14 protein-coding genes are annotated in these 16,412 nt (G+C 72.6%); 6 read left to right on the forward strand and 8 right to left on the reverse strand.

What is annotated here, in order from left to right; translation table 11 throughout:
- Nucleotides 1-62: 62 nt before the first annotated feature.
- From hutI to hutU, 4 genes are read right to left on the reverse strand one after another with little or no spacing between them, the layout of a single operon-like run.
- Nucleotides 63-1,364: an imidazolonepropionase gene (gene hutI, locus ACQEV8_RS17515; protein ID WP_432961172.1), complete on the reverse strand. Its 1,302-nt coding sequence runs from the start codon at nucleotides 1,362-1,364 to the stop codon at nucleotides 63-65.
- The gene (locus ACQEV8_RS17520) at nucleotides 1,361-2,713 is read right to left on the reverse strand and encodes a formimidoylglutamate deiminase (RefSeq protein ID WP_432961174.1); all 1,353 of its coding nucleotides are present in this window, start codon (nucleotides 2,711-2,713) and stop codon (nucleotides 1,361-1,363) included. The genes hutI and ACQEV8_RS17520 overlap by 4 nt, the downstream gene beginning before the upstream one ends.
- Nucleotides 2,704-3,906 (reverse strand): allantoate amidohydrolase, encoded by a 1,203-nt coding sequence (locus ACQEV8_RS17525; protein WP_432972752.1) that lies wholly within the window; start codon nucleotides 3,904-3,906, stop codon nucleotides 2,704-2,706. The genes ACQEV8_RS17520 and ACQEV8_RS17525 overlap by 10 nt, the downstream gene beginning before the upstream one ends.
- A 53-nt stretch (nucleotides 3,907-3,959) precedes the next feature.
- Nucleotides 3,960-5,624 carry a urocanate hydratase gene (gene hutU / locus ACQEV8_RS17530; RefSeq protein ID WP_432961176.1) on the reverse strand — a complete coding sequence of 555 codons (1,665 nt, stop codon included), beginning with the start codon at nucleotides 5,622-5,624 and terminating at the stop codon, nucleotides 3,960-3,962.
- On the opposite strand from hutU, the gene ACQEV8_RS17535 reads away from it, so the two are divergent.
- Nucleotides 5,623-7,122, forward strand: coding sequence for a diaminopimelate decarboxylase (locus tag ACQEV8_RS17535; protein ID WP_432961178.1), 1,500 nt, complete (start codon nucleotides 5,623-5,625; stop codon nucleotides 7,120-7,122). The genes hutU and ACQEV8_RS17535 overlap by 2 nt on opposite strands.
- Nucleotides 7,123-7,202: 80 nt before the next feature.
- Here ACQEV8_RS17535 and ACQEV8_RS17540 read toward each other — a convergent pair whose 3' ends face one another.
- Nucleotides 7,203-7,787: a hypothetical protein gene (locus tag ACQEV8_RS17540; RefSeq protein WP_432961180.1), complete on the reverse strand. Its 585-nt coding sequence runs from the start codon at nucleotides 7,785-7,787 to the stop codon at nucleotides 7,203-7,205.
- Nucleotides 7,788-7,869: 82 nt separating this feature from the next.
- Complete coding sequence (locus tag ACQEV8_RS17545) at nucleotides 7,870-8,712, reverse strand: MurR/RpiR family transcriptional regulator (RefSeq protein WP_432961182.1); 843 nt, start codon at nucleotides 8,710-8,712, stop codon at nucleotides 7,870-7,872.
- 155 nt (nucleotides 8,713-8,867) lie between these two features.
- On the opposite strand from ACQEV8_RS17545, the gene ACQEV8_RS17550 reads away from it, so the two are divergent.
- Nucleotides 8,868-9,290, forward strand: coding sequence for a hypothetical protein (locus tag ACQEV8_RS17550; RefSeq protein ID WP_432972755.1), 423 nt, complete (start codon nucleotides 8,868-8,870; stop codon nucleotides 9,288-9,290).
- 17 nt (nucleotides 9,291-9,307) lie between these two features.
- On the opposite strand, the gene ACQEV8_RS17555 is transcribed toward ACQEV8_RS17550, so the two are convergent.
- Nucleotides 9,308-10,069, reverse strand: a complete 762-nt coding sequence (locus ACQEV8_RS17555; RefSeq protein ID WP_432961183.1) for an SDR family oxidoreductase — start codon at nucleotides 10,067-10,069, stop codon at nucleotides 9,308-9,310.
- A gap of 145 nt (nucleotides 10,070-10,214) precedes the next feature.
- Between ACQEV8_RS17555 and ACQEV8_RS17560 the strand changes: the two genes are divergently transcribed.
- Nucleotides 10,215-11,099: a helix-turn-helix transcriptional regulator gene (locus ACQEV8_RS17560; RefSeq protein WP_432961184.1), complete on the forward strand. Its 885-nt coding sequence runs from the start codon at nucleotides 10,215-10,217 to the stop codon at nucleotides 11,097-11,099.
- Nucleotides 11,100-11,417: 318 nt separating this feature from the next.
- Here the strand turns inward: ACQEV8_RS17560 and ACQEV8_RS17565 are convergent, their stop codons facing one another.
- Complete coding sequence (locus tag ACQEV8_RS17565; protein WP_432961185.1) at nucleotides 11,418-12,824, reverse strand: cystathionine beta-synthase; 1,407 nt, start codon at nucleotides 12,822-12,824, stop codon at nucleotides 11,418-11,420.
- Nucleotides 12,825-12,980: 156 nt separating this feature from the next.
- Here ACQEV8_RS17565 and ACQEV8_RS17570 point away from each other — a divergent pair, with 156 nt between their 5' ends.
- The 3 genes from ACQEV8_RS17570 (at nucleotide 12,981) to ACQEV8_RS17580 (ending at nucleotide 16,412) form a co-directional block, all read left to right on the forward strand.
- The gene (locus ACQEV8_RS17570; protein ID WP_432961186.1) at nucleotides 12,981-14,006 is read left to right on the forward strand and encodes an SGNH/GDSL hydrolase family protein; all 1,026 of its coding nucleotides are present in this window, start codon (nucleotides 12,981-12,983) and stop codon (nucleotides 14,004-14,006) included.
- Nucleotides 14,007-14,136: 130 nt separating this feature from the next.
- Complete coding sequence (locus ACQEV8_RS17575; protein ID WP_432961188.1) at nucleotides 14,137-15,357, forward strand: acetyl-CoA C-acetyltransferase; 1,221 nt, start codon at nucleotides 14,137-14,139, stop codon at nucleotides 15,355-15,357.
- 272 nt (nucleotides 15,358-15,629) lie between these two features.
- Nucleotides 15,630-16,412 (forward strand): hypothetical protein, encoded by a 783-nt coding sequence (locus ACQEV8_RS17580; protein ID WP_432961190.1) that lies wholly within the window; start codon nucleotides 15,630-15,632, stop codon nucleotides 16,410-16,412.

The following is a 16,412-nucleotide window of genomic DNA, read 5'->3' on the forward strand; positions in this document are numbered from 1 at the left end:
CGTCCCGCTCCTCCGTCGGCACAGGCCTTCAGTTGCCGCGCGACAGCATTGTCCCCCTGAAGTCAGAGCACCCTTTCGCCGCGCCGCCAGACTCCCGTGACCAGGGGGACGCCCGGGCGGTAGGCCAGGTGGACGTGGCTCGGGGCGTCGAGGAGCGTGAGGTCGGCGTACGTGCCCGGGGCGATACGGCCGATGTCGGTGCGCCGGAGGGCCGCCGCGCCGCCCGCCGTGGCCGACCAGAGTGCCTCGTCCGGGGTCATGCCCATGTCCCGTACGGCGAGCGCGACGCAGAACGGGACGGAGGAGGTGAAGGACGAGCCCGGGTTGCAGTCGGTGGACAGGGCCACGGTGGCACCCGCGTCGAGGAGGCGGCGGGCGTCCGGCCACGCGGCCCGCGTGGAGAACTCGGCGCCGGGCAGCAGGGTGGCGACCGTGTCGCCGCTCGCGAGGGCGTCGACGTCCGCGTCCGTGAGATGGGTGCAGTGGTCGGCGCTGGCGGCGTCCAGTTCGACGGCCAGCTGCACGCCCGGGCCGTACGAGAGCTGGTTGGCGTGGATACGGGGGTGCAGGCCCTTGGCCCTGCCCGCGGTGAGGACCGCACGGGCCTGGTCGCCGTCGAAGGCGCCCTTCTCGCAGAAGACGTCGATCCAGCGGGCGTACGGAGCGCAGGCGTCGAGCATCTCGCCGGTGACGAGGGCGACATAGCCGGCGGGGTCGTCGGCGAACTCGGGGGCGACGATGTGGGCGCCGAGGTAGGTGACCTCGTCGGTGTGGGCGGCGGCGACGCGCAGGGCACGGGCCTCGTCCTCGACGGTCAGGCCGTAGCCCGACTTGGTCTCGAAGGTGGTGGTGCCCTGGTGCAGCGCCTCGCGGAGGTAACGGGTGACGTTGGCCTCGAGTTCCGCGTCGCTCGCGGCGCGGGTCGCGGCGACGGTCGTGCGGATGCCACCCGCGCTGTACGGCCGCCCCGACATACGGGCGTTGAACTCCCGCGTCCGGTCACCCGCGAAGACGAGGTGTGAGTGGGAGTCGACGAAGCCCGGGATCACCGCCCTGCCACCTGCGTCGACCCGATTGTCAGTGGCGGGTGCTTTGCTTTGATCACCGGTCCACACGACGCGGTCGCCTTCGATGACGACGGCCGCGTCCTGGACCAGTCCGAGGGGGGAATTGTCACCTAGGGAGGGGTCGTTGGTGACCAGGGCGGCGATGTTGGTGATGAGCGTGCTTGCGGTGCTCGCGGAGTGGGCGGGGCTGACGGTCGTCGCGTTGCTCATGGCGTCCTTGGTGGCCTGGTCGGCAGTGGGGTCGGGGGCGGGGGCGGACGAGGGTGCGGGCCGCGCGGGTGGGCGGCCCGCGGTCATCCGCGCAGGGCTTCGACGGCGTCCGCGAGGGCTTTCGGCACATCCGGTACGAGGACGTGAACCCCGTCCCGTACGACGTGCCGACCACCCACGACCGTATGCGACACGTCTGCTGCCGACGCGGCGAATACAGCCGTCTCGGCCCCGAGCCGCGGAAGCGGCCCTGCCGTTCTGACCGAGTCGAGCGCGACCGTCGTGAAGTCGGCGAGCGCGCCGGGCTCCAGGACGCCGGCGTCCGCCCAGCCGAGGGCCGCGTGCCCGTCGGCCGAGGCCGCCCGCAGCAGGGCCGCGGCCGTCCAGTGACCTCGGGTGCGGGTGCGCAGCCGCTCGTTCAGCTCCAGGGCGCGTGCCTCCTCCAGCAGGTCGATCATCGCGTGGCTGTCGGAGCCGAGGGAGAGCGGGGAGCCCTCGTTCTGCAGGGCGGCCGCGGGCCCGATGCCGTCGGCCAGGTCCCGCTCGGTGGTGGGGCACATGCAGGTGCCGGTCCCGCTGCCGCCGATGAGGGAGACGTCCTCGGCGGTGAGGTGGGTGTTGTGGACGCCGGTCGTGCGCGGCCCGAGGACACCGTGCAGGGCGAGCAGCTGCGTCGGAGTGCACCCGTGGATCTCCAGGCAGGCCTCGTTCTCGGCGGTCTGCTCCGACAGGTGCACATGCAGCGGGGCCCGCCGCTCCTCGGCCCACCTCGCGACGGTCGCCAGCTGATCTGCGGGCACGGCCCGTACGGAGTGGATCGCCGCTCCGATCCGTGCGTGATCCCGTTCCTTGAGAACTGAACAGCGTTCGGCCCAGGCGTCCGCCGTGCCGTCGGAGAAGCGGAGCTGCTGGGCGGAGGGCGGCTGCCCGAAGCCGGAGGAGAGATAGGCGGTGTCGAGGAGGGTGACGCGGATCCCGGCCTCGGCGGCGGCCGCGATCAGGGCCTCGCCCATCGCGTTGGGGTCGGCGTAGGGGGTGCCGCCGGGGGCGTGGTGGACATAGTGGAACTCGCCGACCGCCGTGATGCCGGCCAGGGCCATCTCGGCGTACACGGCGCGGGCGAGGGCGTGGTAGGTGTCCGGGGTGAGCCGGGCGGCCGTGGCGTACATGACCTCACGCCAGGTCCAGAAGGTCCCGGAGCCGACCTGGGCGGTGCCGCGCAGGGCCCGGTGGAAGGCGTGGCTGTGGGCGTTGGCCAGCCCGGGGAGCGTGAGGCCGCGCAGGATCTCGGCGCCGGGGGGCGGGGCGGTGACCTCGGTCCGGACGGCGGTGACGCGGCCGTCGTGGACGTCGAGGGCGACGCCCGGCTCGACGTGCGAGCCGAGCCAGGCGTGTTCCAGCCAGTACGTCCGTGTGGCCGCTGTCGTCACCTGCACGCCAGTCCCTCCCATACGTCTGCGAGTGCGAGTACCCCGGCCACGCAGTCGTCCTCGGTCGCGGACTCGGCCGGGGAGTGGGAGACGCCGGTGGGGTTGCGCACGAACAGCATGGCGGTCGGAATGCTCCCGGACAGGATCCCGGCGTCGTGTCCGGCGCCGGTGCCGAGGACGGGGACCGTGAGGTCGGTGTCCTTGCCGAGGATGCGGGCGAGTTCGTCGCGCAGGGCGTGATCGAACTCGACGACGGGGGTGAACGACTCGCGGACGACGGCCAGATCCACGCCGTGGGCGGCGGCGTACTCCCCCGCGGCCTTCTCCACGCCGGCGACCACGGCGTCCAGGCTGTCCTGGTCGGCGGCGCGCGAGTCGAGCCAGCCGCGCACCAGGGAGGGGATGGCGTTGACGCCGTTCGGCTCGACGGCGATCTTGCCGAAGGTGGCGACGGCTCCGGCGAGTCCGGCCTCACGGCGGGCGGCGAGGACGGTTTCGGCGTAGGACAGCATGGGGTCGCGCCGGTCGGCGAGCCGGGTGGTGCCGGCGTGGTTGGCCTCGCCCCGGAAGTCGAACCGCCACCGGCCGTGCGGCCAGATCGCGCTGGCGATGCCGACCCGGTCGCCGGACAGGTCCAGGGCCCGGCCCTGCTCGACGTGGAGTTCGACGAAGGCGCCGATCCGGGCGAGCCGGTCGGGGTCGGGCCCGATGGCGTCGGGGTCGTATCCGGCGGCCTCCATGGCGCGCGGCAGTGTCACGCCCTCGCCGTCGGTGAGCCGGTGCGCCTGCTCGCGGGTGAGCTGCCCGGCGGTGAGCCGGGATCCGACGCAGGCGAGCCCGAACCGGGCGCCCTCCTCGTCACCGAAGTTCACGATGCCGAGGGGGCGGGTGAACCGCGCGCCCCGGCCGCGCAGTTCGTCCAGCGCGGCGAAGGCGGACACGACGCCGAGGGGCCCGTCGAAGGCCCCGCCGTCCGGCACGGAGTCGAGGTGCGACCCGGTGACGACGGCGTCCCCGGCGGCGGGGTCGCCCAGCCAGGCCCACTGGTTGCCGTTCCGGTCGGTCTCGTAGCGCAGGCCACGGGCGAGGGCTTGTTCTTCGAACCAGGCCCGGCAGTCACCGTCGACACCGCTCCAGGCGAAGCGCCGGTAGCCGCCGGAGGCGGGGTGGCGGCCGAGGGGGAGCAGCTCGCGCCACATCCGGTGGAAGGAGGTGCCGGTGGGGTCCGGCCGGGGGCCGGCGGGTTCCTGCGTCACGCGTCGTCACCCTCGCGCATCGGGACACGGACGCCCTTGTCCCGGGCCACCGAGTCGGCGATGTCGTATCCGGCGTCGACATGGCGGATGACGCCCATGCCGGGGTCGTTCGTGAGGACCCGGCGGATCTTCTCACCGGCCAGTTTCGTGCCGTCGGCCACCGTCACCTGCCCGGCGTGGATCGACCGCCCCATGCCGACCCCGCCCCCGTGGTGCAGGGAGACCCAGGAGGCCCCGGACGCCACGTTCACCATCGCGTTGAGCAGCGGCCAGTCGGCGATCGCGTCGGACCCGTCGAGCATGGCCTCGGTCTCCCGGTAGGGCGAGGCGACGGATCCGCAGTCGAGGTGGTCGCGGCCGATGACGACCGGCGCGGCCAGCTCCCCGCTCGCGACCATGTCGTTGAACCGCTCACCGGCCTTGTCCCGCTCGCCGTAGCCCAGCCAGCAGATACGGGCGGGCAGGCCCTGGAAGCGGACGCGTTCGCCGGCCATCTTGATCCAGCGGGCCAGGGACTCGTTCTCCGGGAAGAGGTCGAGGATCGCCTTGTCGGTCTTGGCGATGTCGGAGGCCGCGCCGGACAGGGCGGCCCAGCGGAAGGGGCCCTTGCCCTCGCAGAACAGCGGGCGGATGTAGGCGGGGACGAAGCCGGGGAAGGCGAAGGCCCGGTCGTATCCGGCGAGCTGGGCCTCGCCCCGGATGGAGTTGCCGTAGTCGAAGACCTCGGCTCCGGCGTCCATGAAACCGACCATGGCCTCGACGTGCGTGGCCATGGACTCGCGGGCCCGGGTGGTGAAGCCGGCCGGGTCCTTCGCGGCGGCGTCGGCCATGTCCTCGAAGGCCAGGCCGAGGGGCAGATAGGCCAGCGGGTCGTGGGCGGAGGTCTGGTCGGTGACGATGTCGATGGGGGCGCCCATGGCGAGCAGTCGCGGCAGCAGCTCGGCGGCGTTGCCGAGGACGCCGATGGACAGCGGGCGGCGGGCGTCGCGGGCCTCGGTGGCAAGCTGGAGGGCGTGGTCGAGTGAATCGGCCTGCACGTCCAGGTAGCGGTGCTCGATGCGGCGCTCGATGGCGCGCGGGTCGCAGTCGATACAGATCGCGACACCGTCGTTCATCGTCACGGCGAGCGGCTGGGCGCCGCCCATGCCGCCGAGACCGGCGGTGAGGGTGATCGTCCCGGCGAGGGTGCCGCCGAACTTCTTCGCGGCGACGGCGGCGAAGGTCTCGTAGGTGCCCTGGAGGATGCCCTGGGTGCCGATGTAGATCCAGGAGCCGGCCGTCATCTGCCCGTACATGGTCAGGCCGAGGGCCTCCAGGCGGCGGAACTCCTCCCAGTTGGCCCAGTCGCCGACGAGGTTGGAGTTCGCGATGAGGACGCGCGGGGCCCACTCGTGGGTCTGCATGACGCCGACGGGGCGGCCGGACTGGACGAGCATCGTCTCGTCCTGCTTGAGGGTCTTCAACGTGCGGACCATCGCGTCGAAGGAGCGCCAGTCGCGGGCCGCCTTGCCGGTGCCGCCGTAGACGACGAGCTTGTCGGGGTGCTCGGCGACCTCCGGGTCGAGGTTGTTCTGCAGCATCCGCAGGGCGGCTTCCTGCTGCCATCCCAGGGCGCTCGGTTCCGTGCCGCGCGGCGCTCGGACAGGGCGGGGTCCTGACATGGTCTGCCTCCCGGCGGTCTGTTGTTACGTCTATTCACATCCTCGCTTCATGAATAGAACTAGTCAATACATCGGGGGGTCGGCGCGGCGATGCCCTGGATGTTTGGCTGGATCCATGGATGACGACATTCAGGCGGGCGATTCCGGTGCCGGGCGGGCGGCTCGGCGGGACGAGGCGGTGCGGGCCGCCGTGGAGCAGGGTCTGGTCGGGGCCGGCAGTCCCGTCGTCGGGCTGCTGGACGTCACCGGCATCCGGGAGTCGGCGGCGGAGCTGCGGGCGGCGTTCGACGCGGTCGTGGCACCGGGCACGCCCGTGCTGCACGCCTTCGCGGTGAAGGCGACCCCGCTGGTGCCGGTGCTGCGGCTGCTGCGCGAGGAGGGCATCGGAGCGGAGGTGGCGAGCCCGGGCGAGCTGGCGCTGGCGCGGGCGGCGGGGCTGAGCCCGGAGATGACGGTCCTGGACTCACCCGCCAAGACACCGGCCGAACTGCGCGAGGCGCTGGCGCTGGGCATCGCCGTCAACGCGGACAACCCGCAGGAGCTCGACCGCATCGACGGCCTGATGAGCGCCGGCGCCGACAGTGGTCGCCCGCCCCTCGGGATCCGGGTGAATCCGCAGGTCGGCGGGGGTTCCATCGAGGCGACCTCGACGGCGACGGCGACATCGAAGTTCGGGGTGGCGCTGCGCGACGAGGGGGCCCGGGAGTGGGTCGTACGGGCGTACCAGGACCGCCCGTGGCTGACCCGGCTGCACGCGCACACCGGCTCCCAGGGCATCCCGCTGTCACTGCTGGCCAGGGGGGTCGCGGAGGTGTACGCGCTCGCCGAGGAGATCAACGGGCGGATCGGCCGGCGGCAGATCGACACGCTCGACATCGGCGGCGGGCTGCCGGTGAACTTCGCGTCGGAGGCGACGACGCCTACGTACGCGCAGTACGCGCGGACGCTGGCCGAGGAGGTGCCGGGTCTGTTCGACGGGCGGTACGGGCTGGTCACCGAGTTCGGACGGTCGCTGCTGGCCAAGCACGGCACGGTGCTGGCGCGGGTCGAGTACGCGAAGACCTCCGGCGGGCGGGCGGTCGCGGTGACGCATGCCGGTGTGCAGGTCGCCACGCGGACGGTGTACGCGCCGGACAGCTGGCCGTTGAGGATCGCGGCGTATGACGCGAAGGGGCGGGTGAAGGAGGGGCCCGTCGTGGTGCAGGACGTCGCGGGGCCGGCCTGTTTCTCGGGGGATCTGCTGGCGGAGGGGCGGTCCATGCCGGTGCTGGAGCAGGGGGAGTATGCGGCCGCGCTGGATACGGGGGCGTACTACTTCGCGCATCACTATGGGTACAACTCCCTTGTCCGGCCTGGGGTTTACGGGTTCGGTCCGGGTGGGGAGGGGGGTGTGGCCTTCGCGGTCGTGCGGGAGCCGCAGACGGTGGAGGAGGTCGTGGCGGAGTCTGGTGGAGCGCATGTGGAGGCGCTCACGCAGTCGCCGTGGGGGGCTCCGTAGTCACCGGTCTGCGGGTGCGTTGGGGCTGGTCGCGCAGTTCCCCGCGCCCTTTGAAAGCAGGGCGTTGCGGCCCGGCCCTGCTACACGAGCGTCGGCGACTTCCTGCGTGCCCCGCCCGGGGCCGCGTCCCCCGCCGCGATGCCCGTGCTGCGGTAGCCCCTGACCGGCTTGCCGGCCGGGCTGCCCGCGCCCCCGCGCAGCCAGTCCACCCGGACCCACAGCAGCGCCTCACCGGCCCGCTCCCGGCGGCCCAGCCAGGCCGCCTTCAGCCGCAGGCCCGCTCCGCAGCCGGCCAGGAGCAGGCCGCCCGTGGCCGGGACGGCGAAGGCGGTGGCCAGGGCCGTGAGGAAGGCGAGGAGGAGCCACCAGCGGTGGTGGCGGCGCCAGTCGCGTACCGTCACGGCGCGGTCCTGGAGTACGTCGTGCTTGCCGGCGCGGGACGCGGAGACGGCCAGGGCGGCGTAGCGCTTGCGGCGAGCGCAGGCGACCACGGTCGCCGCGACGATGAAGAGCGCGGCCCCGGCCAGGACCCCGATCCGGCGCCCCGTCAGCCCCGGCACCAGCACCCCGATGCCCGCCGCGCACACCCCGAGCCACCCCAGGGGCGCCGCCCCGGCCCGCACGACGACGGCCACTCGAACAAGCCCCTGCCCTGCGCGCGTCACCTTCAGCCTCCGTCCAGCTCCACCGGAGCCGCACGGTAGCGACACAACGTGAGACCAGTCTGAGAAGGCGGCAGGCGTCCCGTCAGTCCACGAACAGGCCCCGCGCCGCCGCCTTGGCGTCGAACTCCTCCAGGCGGGACTGGGCCTCGGGCAGGTCGTCGCACATCGCCTCCAGCAGCACCCGGCCGAGCAGCATCGGGGCGCAGGCGGTGTCGAAGGCCAGGCCGGTGCCGACCGCGGCGGGGATCAGCAGGTCGGACACCTTGGCGACCGGTGCGAAGGCGGAGTCGGCGACCGTGACGACGGTCAGCCCGGCCTCCTTGGCGTGGGCGAGGGCGTCGACGACCTCGCGGGGGTGCCGGGGCAGTGCGAAACAGAGCAGTGCGGTCGCACCGGCCCGGACGGCGGCGTCGACGCGGTCCTGGAGCATCGTGCCGCCCTCGTTGAGCAGCCGTACGTCGGGGTGGACCTTGGCGGCGAAGTAGGCGAAGCCGTGCGCCTGGGCGGCCGCCGCCCGAAGGCCCAGGACGGGGAGCGGACGGGAGGCCGCGAGGAGGCGCCCGGCCCGCTGCACGGGCCCGGTGTCGGCCAGGGCCTCCGCCAGGTGCCGCAGGTTCTCGATCTCGGCCTCGACGGCCTGCTGGTACTCGTTGACGGACCCGGCGTCCGCCGCGGGTTCGGCCGGGGCGACCTCGCGCAGATGGCGGCGCAGGGCCGGGTAGCCGTCGAAGCCCAGGGCCACGGCGAAGCGGGTCACGGACGGCTGGCTGACCCCGGCCAGTTCGGCGAGCTCCACGCTCGACAGGAACGGCACGTCGGCGGCCCGCCGCACCATGCTGTGCGCGATGCGCCGCTGGGTCGGCGTCAGCCGGTGGCCCTCGAAGAGCGCCTGGAGCCGCGCGGCAGGGCCCTCGGTCACGCTCATGACGTGCTCCCCCCTCGCCTATTCAGTAGCTGAGGATTCTGCATGAGCATATGCAGACCGGCAAGCGGGAGTGGAGGGCCGCCCCCGCCCCGGAACGGGGGCTAACCCCAGTGCGGCAGGCGTCGCTTCTTTCTACCGTGGGTCTCATGACCGGAATGGACGCGCGGGACACCGAGCTGAAGAAGGAACTCGACGCCACCCTGCACGCACGCAGGGAGCTGGGCGAGGAGTACGAGTCCGCGCTGGTCGACTCGTTCCTGGAGAAGGTCGACCAGCGGATCGACGGCGCGGTGGACCGCCGGGTACGCCGGCAGCTCGCCGAGCAGCAGATGCAGACGGCCCGGGACTCCCGGTCGCCACGGCCCACGGACTCCTGGGGTGAGCGCTTCGGCTTCGGCATCGTCTCCCTGGTCCTCGCGGTGCCGCTGTCCGCGATCGGCGGGGGCGTGGCCCAGCTGCCCGGCATGCTCGTCGCCTGGGCCGGCATCGTGGGCGTCAACCTCGTCCAGGCCGTCCGCACCAACCCGGACCTGTTCGGCCGCCGCAGGTCCTCCCAGGACAGCGACTGGAAGGACTGAGCGGGCGCGCACGCCGTTCAGGCCTGCCGGGTGGGCAGCGCGACGATCTGCCGCAGATTGACCCGGCGCGGCCGGCTGGTCGCGTAGGCCACCAGGTCGGCCAGTTCCTCGGCGGACAGCGCGCCCACCTGGTCCCGCATCTCCTCCACCTGCCGGGCCAGTTCCGTGTCGCCGATGTGGGTGAGCAGCTCGCTCTCGACGAACCCGGGTTCGATGTTGGTGACCCGGACGTCCCTCGGCCCGAACTCGCCGCGCAGGGACTCCGACAGATAGGTGACGGCCGCCTTGGTCGCGCCGTACACCGCGTAGTTCGGGAAGCTGACGTGCGCGGCGATGGACGAGATGTTCACGATGTCGGCCGTACGGCCGTCCGCTGCCGCGCCCACCAGGTCGCCGGTGAAGGCGCCGGTGATCCGCAGCACGCCGGCGACGTTGGTGTCGAGCATGCGCTGCCACTCGTCGGTGCGCCGGGCGTCGACGGGGTGCGGCAGCATGACGCCGGCCGAGTTGACGACCAGGTCGACGGTCCCGTACTCGGTGTGGATCCGGTCGGCGGCGGCCGCCACGGACGCGTCGTCGGTGACGTCCGCGACGACGGCCAGGGCCTGTCCGCCGTCGGCCCGGATCTTCCCGGCGAGCTCCGTCAGCCGTTCCTCACGCCGGGCCAGCAGGGCCACCCGTGCGCCCCGGGCGGCCAGCAGGACGGCGATGGCCTCGCCGATCCCGCTCGCGGCTCCGGTGACGACGGCGGTGCGGCCGGCCAGGTTCTCGTACGACATGGGTGATCCCCTCGGTGGTGGCCGGGGCGTCTCCCCGGCCTCGTCCCCCACCCTCGGCGTCTTCGGCCGCCGTACCCAGGGGGGCGCTTTTCCTGGGTCTGCCAGTACCAGGCTCATCGCGTGCGGGGCGCCTAGGCTCGAAGGCATGGACGGAGAACTGGGAGATTTCCTGCGCTCGCGGCGCGCCCGTATCCAGCCGGAGGAGGTGGGGCTGCCCTCCTACGGCCGCCGCCGTGTCCCGGGTCTGCGCCGTGAGGAGGTGGCGCAGCTGGCCGGGGTGAGCGTCGACTACTACGTCCGCCTGGAGCAGGGCAGGGGCCCCGGGGACCCGTCCCGGACGAAATCCGGGGGCGTGTCGGACGCCGTGCTGGACGCCGTCGCACGGGTGCTGCGGCTGGGCGAGGCGGAGCACGCGTATCTGCGGGCGGTCGCCCGGCCCCGCCGGGCGGAAAGCGTTCCGGCCGCGTCCCGGGTGCGCCCGGGTGTCCAGCTGATCCTCGACGGCATGGACCGCAACCCGGCGTACGTCCTGGACCACCGCATGGAGGTGCTCGGCTGGAACGCGCTCGCCGACGCCCTGCTCGACTTCGGCGGCTCCGGCTCAGGTTCCGGTTCCGGTTCCGGTTCCGGTTCCGACGAGCGCAACATCCCGCGCCGGATCTTCCTCGACCCCGCCGCCCGCGAGATCTATCCGGACTGGGCCGCGATCGCGGGCCAGACGGTCGCCCATCTGCGGCTGCAGGCGGGCCACCACCCCGGGGACGCCGCCACCGGGGAACTCGTCGCCGAACTCTCGCGCGCCAGCGCGGACTTCCGCCGCCTGTGGGCCGACCATCTGGTCAAGCCCTGCGACCACGGAGTGAAACAGCTGCGCCACCCGGTCGCCGGCCTGCTGACGCTCCCGTACGAGACCCTCACGATCCCCGGGGCTCCGGACCAGACGATCGTCGCCTACACACCGGAAGCGGGCTCGGAGACGGCGGAGCGCCTGGCACTGCTGGGGAGTTGGGCGACGAGCCGGGTCGGCTGAGGCCGAAAAGAAAATGCGCGGGGACCGCCGCACCCCCGTGTTCGGGGGCGGGACGACGGCGGTCCCCGCGAGGGACGCGGGCCTGGTCAGGGCCGGGCTGGCGCGTCAGTAGGGTCCATGGAGGTCCGGGAGCCGCTCCGGAGGTCCTTGACGCCTACGGTGCCGGCCGGGGCGGGGAGCCGCTCCCGCCCTGCCGACACCCACCAATGTGCAGGACTCGTGTTAAGCGGGTGCTGCGCGAACGTGACACGCTCGTACCACTTCCGCGAAGTCCACGAAGATCATGGACGCCCCGAGTTCACCCGGTTCACGAGTGGTTCACCGGGCGTTCGCCGCCGCTTTCCCGGTCCTGGCGAGGAAGGACAGCAGGTCCTGCCGGCTGACCACACCGGTCGGCTTGCCCTCGACCAGGACGATCGCGGCGTCCGCCTTGCCCAGCACGGCCATCAGGTCCTCGACCGGTTCGCCGGAGCCGACCTGGGGCAGCGGTCCGGACATGTGCTTCTCCAGCGGGTCGTCGAGCGAGGCGCTCTTGCTGAACAGCGCGTCCAGCAGCTCGCGTTCCACGACCGAGCCGACGACCTCGGCGGCCATCACGTCGGGGTGGCCCGCGCCCGGCTTGACGACCGGCATCTGCGAGACGCCGTACTCGCGCAGCACGTCGATGGCCTGACCGACCGTCTCCTCCGGGTGCATGTGGACGAGGGAGGGCATGCGGTCGCCTTCCTTGTCGGCGAGGACGTCGCCGACGCGGGCGCTGGGGCCCGAGTCCTCGAGGAAGCCGTAGTCGGCCATCCACTCGTCGTTGAAGATCTTGCTGAGGTAGCCGCGCCCGCTGTCCGGCAGCAGGACCACCACGACGTCGTCCTCGCCGAGCCGGGCGGCGACCTCCAGTGCGGCCACGACGGCCATGCCGCAGGAGCCGCCGACCAGGAGGCCCTCCTCCTTGGCCAGGCGGCGGGTCATCTGGAAGGAGTCCTTGTCGGACACGGCGACGATCTCGTCCGCGACGGTCCGGTCGTAGGCGGTGGGCCAAAAGTCCTCGCCGACGCCCTCGACGAGGTACGGCCGCCCGGAGCCGCCGGAGTAGACGGAGCCCTCGGGGTCGGCGCCGACGATCTGCACCTTGCCGTCGCTGATCTCCTTCAGATAGCGCCCGGTCCCGGAGATGGTGCCGCCGGTGCCCACGCCCGCGACGAAGTGGGTGATCCGCCCCTCCGTCTGCTCCCAGAGCTCGGGGCCGGTGGAGTGGTAATGGGAGAGCGGGTTGTGGGGGTTGGAGTACTGGTCGGGCTTCCAGGCGCCCGGCGTCTCACGGACCAGCCGGTCGGAGACGTTGTAGTACGAGTCCGGGTGCTCGGGGTCCACGGCGGTCGGGCACACGACGACCTCGGCGCCGTACGCGCGCAGCACGTTGATCTTGTCGGTGCTCACCTTGTCGGGGCACACGAAGATGCACTTGTACCCCTTCTGCTGGGCGACGATGGCGAGCCCTACACCGGTGTTCCCGCTGGTCGGCTCCACGATCGTGCCGCCCGGCTTGAGCGCGCCGCTCTCCTCGGCGGCCTCGATCATGCGCAGGGCGATGCGGTCCTTCACGGACCCGCCGGGGTTGAAGTACTCCACCTTGGCCAGGACGGTCGCCCTGATGCCCTGGGTCACGCTGTTGAGCCTCACCAGCGGGGTGTTGCCGACGAGACTGATCATCGAGTCGTGGAACTGCACCGTTGTCTCCGGATGCCGCAGAAGTGGTCTGAGTGGTGCCGCCAGCCTATGTGCTGCCCGTGGTCCGTGACGGTCGTTCACTCCGCGTTGAGATTGGGCGACGGCCTGTACGGGGCAAGCACTGGGTGTACGGGTTCGAGGAGGTGGCGGCGACGCATGACGAGCATGTCGAGGGCGAGGGTGGCCCGGCGGATCGCGGCCGGCGCGGCGTACGGCGGCGGCGGGATCGGTCTGGCGGGGGCGGCAGCCGTGGGTCTGGTGCTGGCGGAGGTGCATCTGGCGCGGCGCCGGGTGGGCAACGGCACGTCCGGTCACGTGCCGAACGCGGACGGGCTGTACGGCCGTGCGTACGCCGGCACGGGTGAGTCGCCGCTGCGGCTGACCATGCTGGGCGACTCCACAGCGGCGGGCCAGGGCGTGCACCGGTCCGGGCAGACACCGGGGGCGCTGCTGGCGTCGGGGCTCGCGGCACTGGCGGAATGCCCGGTGCGGTTGCGCACGGTGGCGACGCCCGGGGCCCGTTCGGACGACCTGGACCGCCAGGTGGCCCTGGTGCTGGCCGACCCTGATCCGGTGCCCGACATCTGCGTGATCATGGTCGGCGCGAACGACGTCACCCACCGCATGCCCCCGACCCGCTCGGTCCGCTGCCTGGCCTCGGCGGTACGGCGGCTGCGCACGGCCGGTGCGGAGGTCGTGGTGGGCACCTGTCCCGACCTGGGCACGATCGAGCCGGTCCGGCAGCCGCTGCGCTGGCTGGCGCGACGGGCCTCCCGCCAGCTGGCGGCCGCCCAGACGATCGGAGTCGTCGAGCAGGGCGGCCGCACCGTGTCCCTGGGCGACCTGCTGGGCCCGGAGTTCGCCGAGAATCCGCGCGAGCTGTTCGGCCCCGACAGCTACCACCCCTCCGCCGAGGGCTATGCGACGGCGGCGATGGCGGTTCTGCCGAGCGTCTGCGCCTCCCTCGGCCTGTGGCCGGCCGAGGAGGAGCGCCCGGACGCCTCCCGCCGCGAGGGCTTCCTGCCGGTGGCCAGGGCGGCGGCGGAGGCCGCCTCGGAGGCCGGCACGGAGGTCGCGGCGGCGATGCCGACCGGGTCGCGGGGGCCCTGGGCCCTGCTGAAGCGGAGGCGGCGCCGGCGGGTACCCGAGCAGGAGCCTGCGCCTGCCACGCCCTCGACCTGAGAGGCGGGGAAAGCAAGCGCTTAGTAAACTGCGGCCAGGGTCACACCGCGACACCAGTGACCCAGGCCATACGTACGGGTAACTTGCCAGACAGCCCAGCCAGACCACCCGGTACGTCAATGGAGCCGTGATGCCCGAAGCCGTGATCGTCTCAGCCGCCCGCTCCCCCATCGGCCGCGCCGTCAAGGGCTCTCTCAAGGATCTCCGCCCCGACGACCTGACCGCCACGATCGTCCAGGCCGCCCTGGCCAAGGTCCCCGAGCTGGACCCGAAGGACATCGACGACCTGATGCTCGGCTGCGGCCTGCCCGGCGGCGAGCAGGGCCACAACCTCGGCCGCGTCGTGGCCGTACAGATGGGGATGGACCACCTGCCGGGCTGCACCGTCACCCGGTACTGCTCCTCCTCCCTGCAGACCTCCCGCATGGCCCTGCACGCCATCAAGGCCGGCGAGGGCGACGTCTTCATCTCGGCCGGCGTCGAGACCGTGTCCCGGTACGCCAAGGGCAGCTCCGACGGCCTGCCCGACACGCACAACCCGCTCTTCGCCGACGCCGAGGCCCGCACCGTCGCCACCGCCCAGTCCGAGGGCTCGACCTGGCACGACCCGCGCGAGGACGGCCTGCTGCCCGACCCGTACATCGCGATGGGCCAGACCGCCGAGAACCTGGCCCGCTCCAAGGGCGTCACCCGCCAGGACATGGACGAATTCGGCGTCCGCTCGCAGAACCTCGCCGAAGAGGCCATCAAGAACGGCTTCTGGGAGCGTGAGATCACCCCGGTGACGCTTCCCGACGGCACGGTCGTCTCCAAGGACGACGGCCCCCGCGCCGGCGTCACCCTGGAAGGCGTCCAGGGCCTCAAGCCGGTCTTCCGCCCCGACGGCCTGGTCACCGCCGCCAACTGCTGCCCGCTGAACGACGGCGCCGCCGCGCTCGTGATCATGTCCGACACCAAGGCCCGCGAGCTCGGCCTCACCCCGCTCGCCCGCATCGTGTCGACCGGCGTCTCCGGCCTCTCGCCCGAGATCATGGGCCTCGGCCCGGTCGAGGCGAGCAAGCAGGCCCTCAAGCGGGCCGGGCTGACCATCGACGACATCGACCTGGCCGAGATCAACGAGGCGTTCGCCGCCCAGGTGATCCCGTCCTACCGCGACCTGGGCATCCCGCTGGAGAAGCTGAACGTCAACGGCGGTGCCATCGCCGTCGGCCACCCCTTCGGCATGACCGGCGCCCGCATCACCACCACGCTCATCAACTCCCTCCAGTTCCACGACAAGCAGTTCGGCCTGGAGACGATGTGCGTCGGCGGCGGCCAGGGCATGGCCATGGTCATCGAGCGCCTCAGCTGAGCACCGCACCGTAGCCGCCGTAGCACCGGCTGTGAGGTGACGGCCCAGAACCCGGAAAACTCCAGGGTTCTGGGCCGTTTTGTGATCCAATCTCCCCCAGGATGTGACCTATCTCCCTCCGCTCAGGGAGAAGTGCAGGTCACAGCAGCCACACCCCCTCCCCGAGGCGGAACCCCTGTCCGTTTGGTGACCTTACGCACTGACAGCTGGTTAGTCCGCCCTTCAAGCTGATGTAGGAAGTCGGGGGTCGACTTTGAACCGGGAGTACGTCAGTGAGCGCCATGCCGATCGCGTTGCTGGTCACCACGGCCGCCACGGGCGCCGTGGGCGTTGCCGTCCTGCGCACCGTTCTGCAGCTGCGGCGACAGGTCGCGGCCCTGCACACCGCGCTGGCCGAGAACCGCGCCGCCACCACCCGTGCGCTGCTGCCGGCCGCCCGCACCAATGCCGACGCCGAGGAGATACGCGCCGCGGTCGCGGCCGCGCTGGCCGAGGAGCGGGAGCGGGAGCTCGCCGAGGCGCGGGCGTTCTGGGCCGCCCAGGAGACCCGTGACGCCCCCGACGCCCCGACCCTGCTGGGTCTGCCCGACCCCGATCTGTTCCTGCCCCGGCAGGCCGATTTCGCGGGTCTGGAGCCGGTGTCCGAGCCCGGCGCGGACACCGAGGAACCGGCCGGCGAGTCCCCGGAGCTGGCCGCGGCCCGCCGCCGCCACCCCTCCCACCCGGACTTCGTACCGGCACAATCGCCCGTGGTGAACGACCACGAGCGCACGGTCGCCACCCTGGAGGAGCTGGCCTCCTCCCGCGTGGAACTGACGGACGTCCGCCCGGGCCCGCTGGGCACCCTCGACGTCTACGTCTTCGCCGACGGCACGACCCTGTGCATGACCCCGGGCCACCGGGAAACCGCGGAACACCTCGCCACGGCCCTGCGCGCGGGCCAGACCCCCGTCCTCCTCGGCGGCTCCGGCATCGCAGGGGCCTACACCCTGACGTTCGAGTGCGGCGAGGAGAACGTCTACATCCTGGCGGACCGGGTCATCTCGTCCCTGTAG

Origin of the sequence: Streptomyces sp. CA-179760 (assembly GCF_050937045.1) — a bacterium.
Lineage (GTDB): Bacteria > Actinomycetota > Actinomycetes > Streptomycetales > Streptomycetaceae > Streptomyces.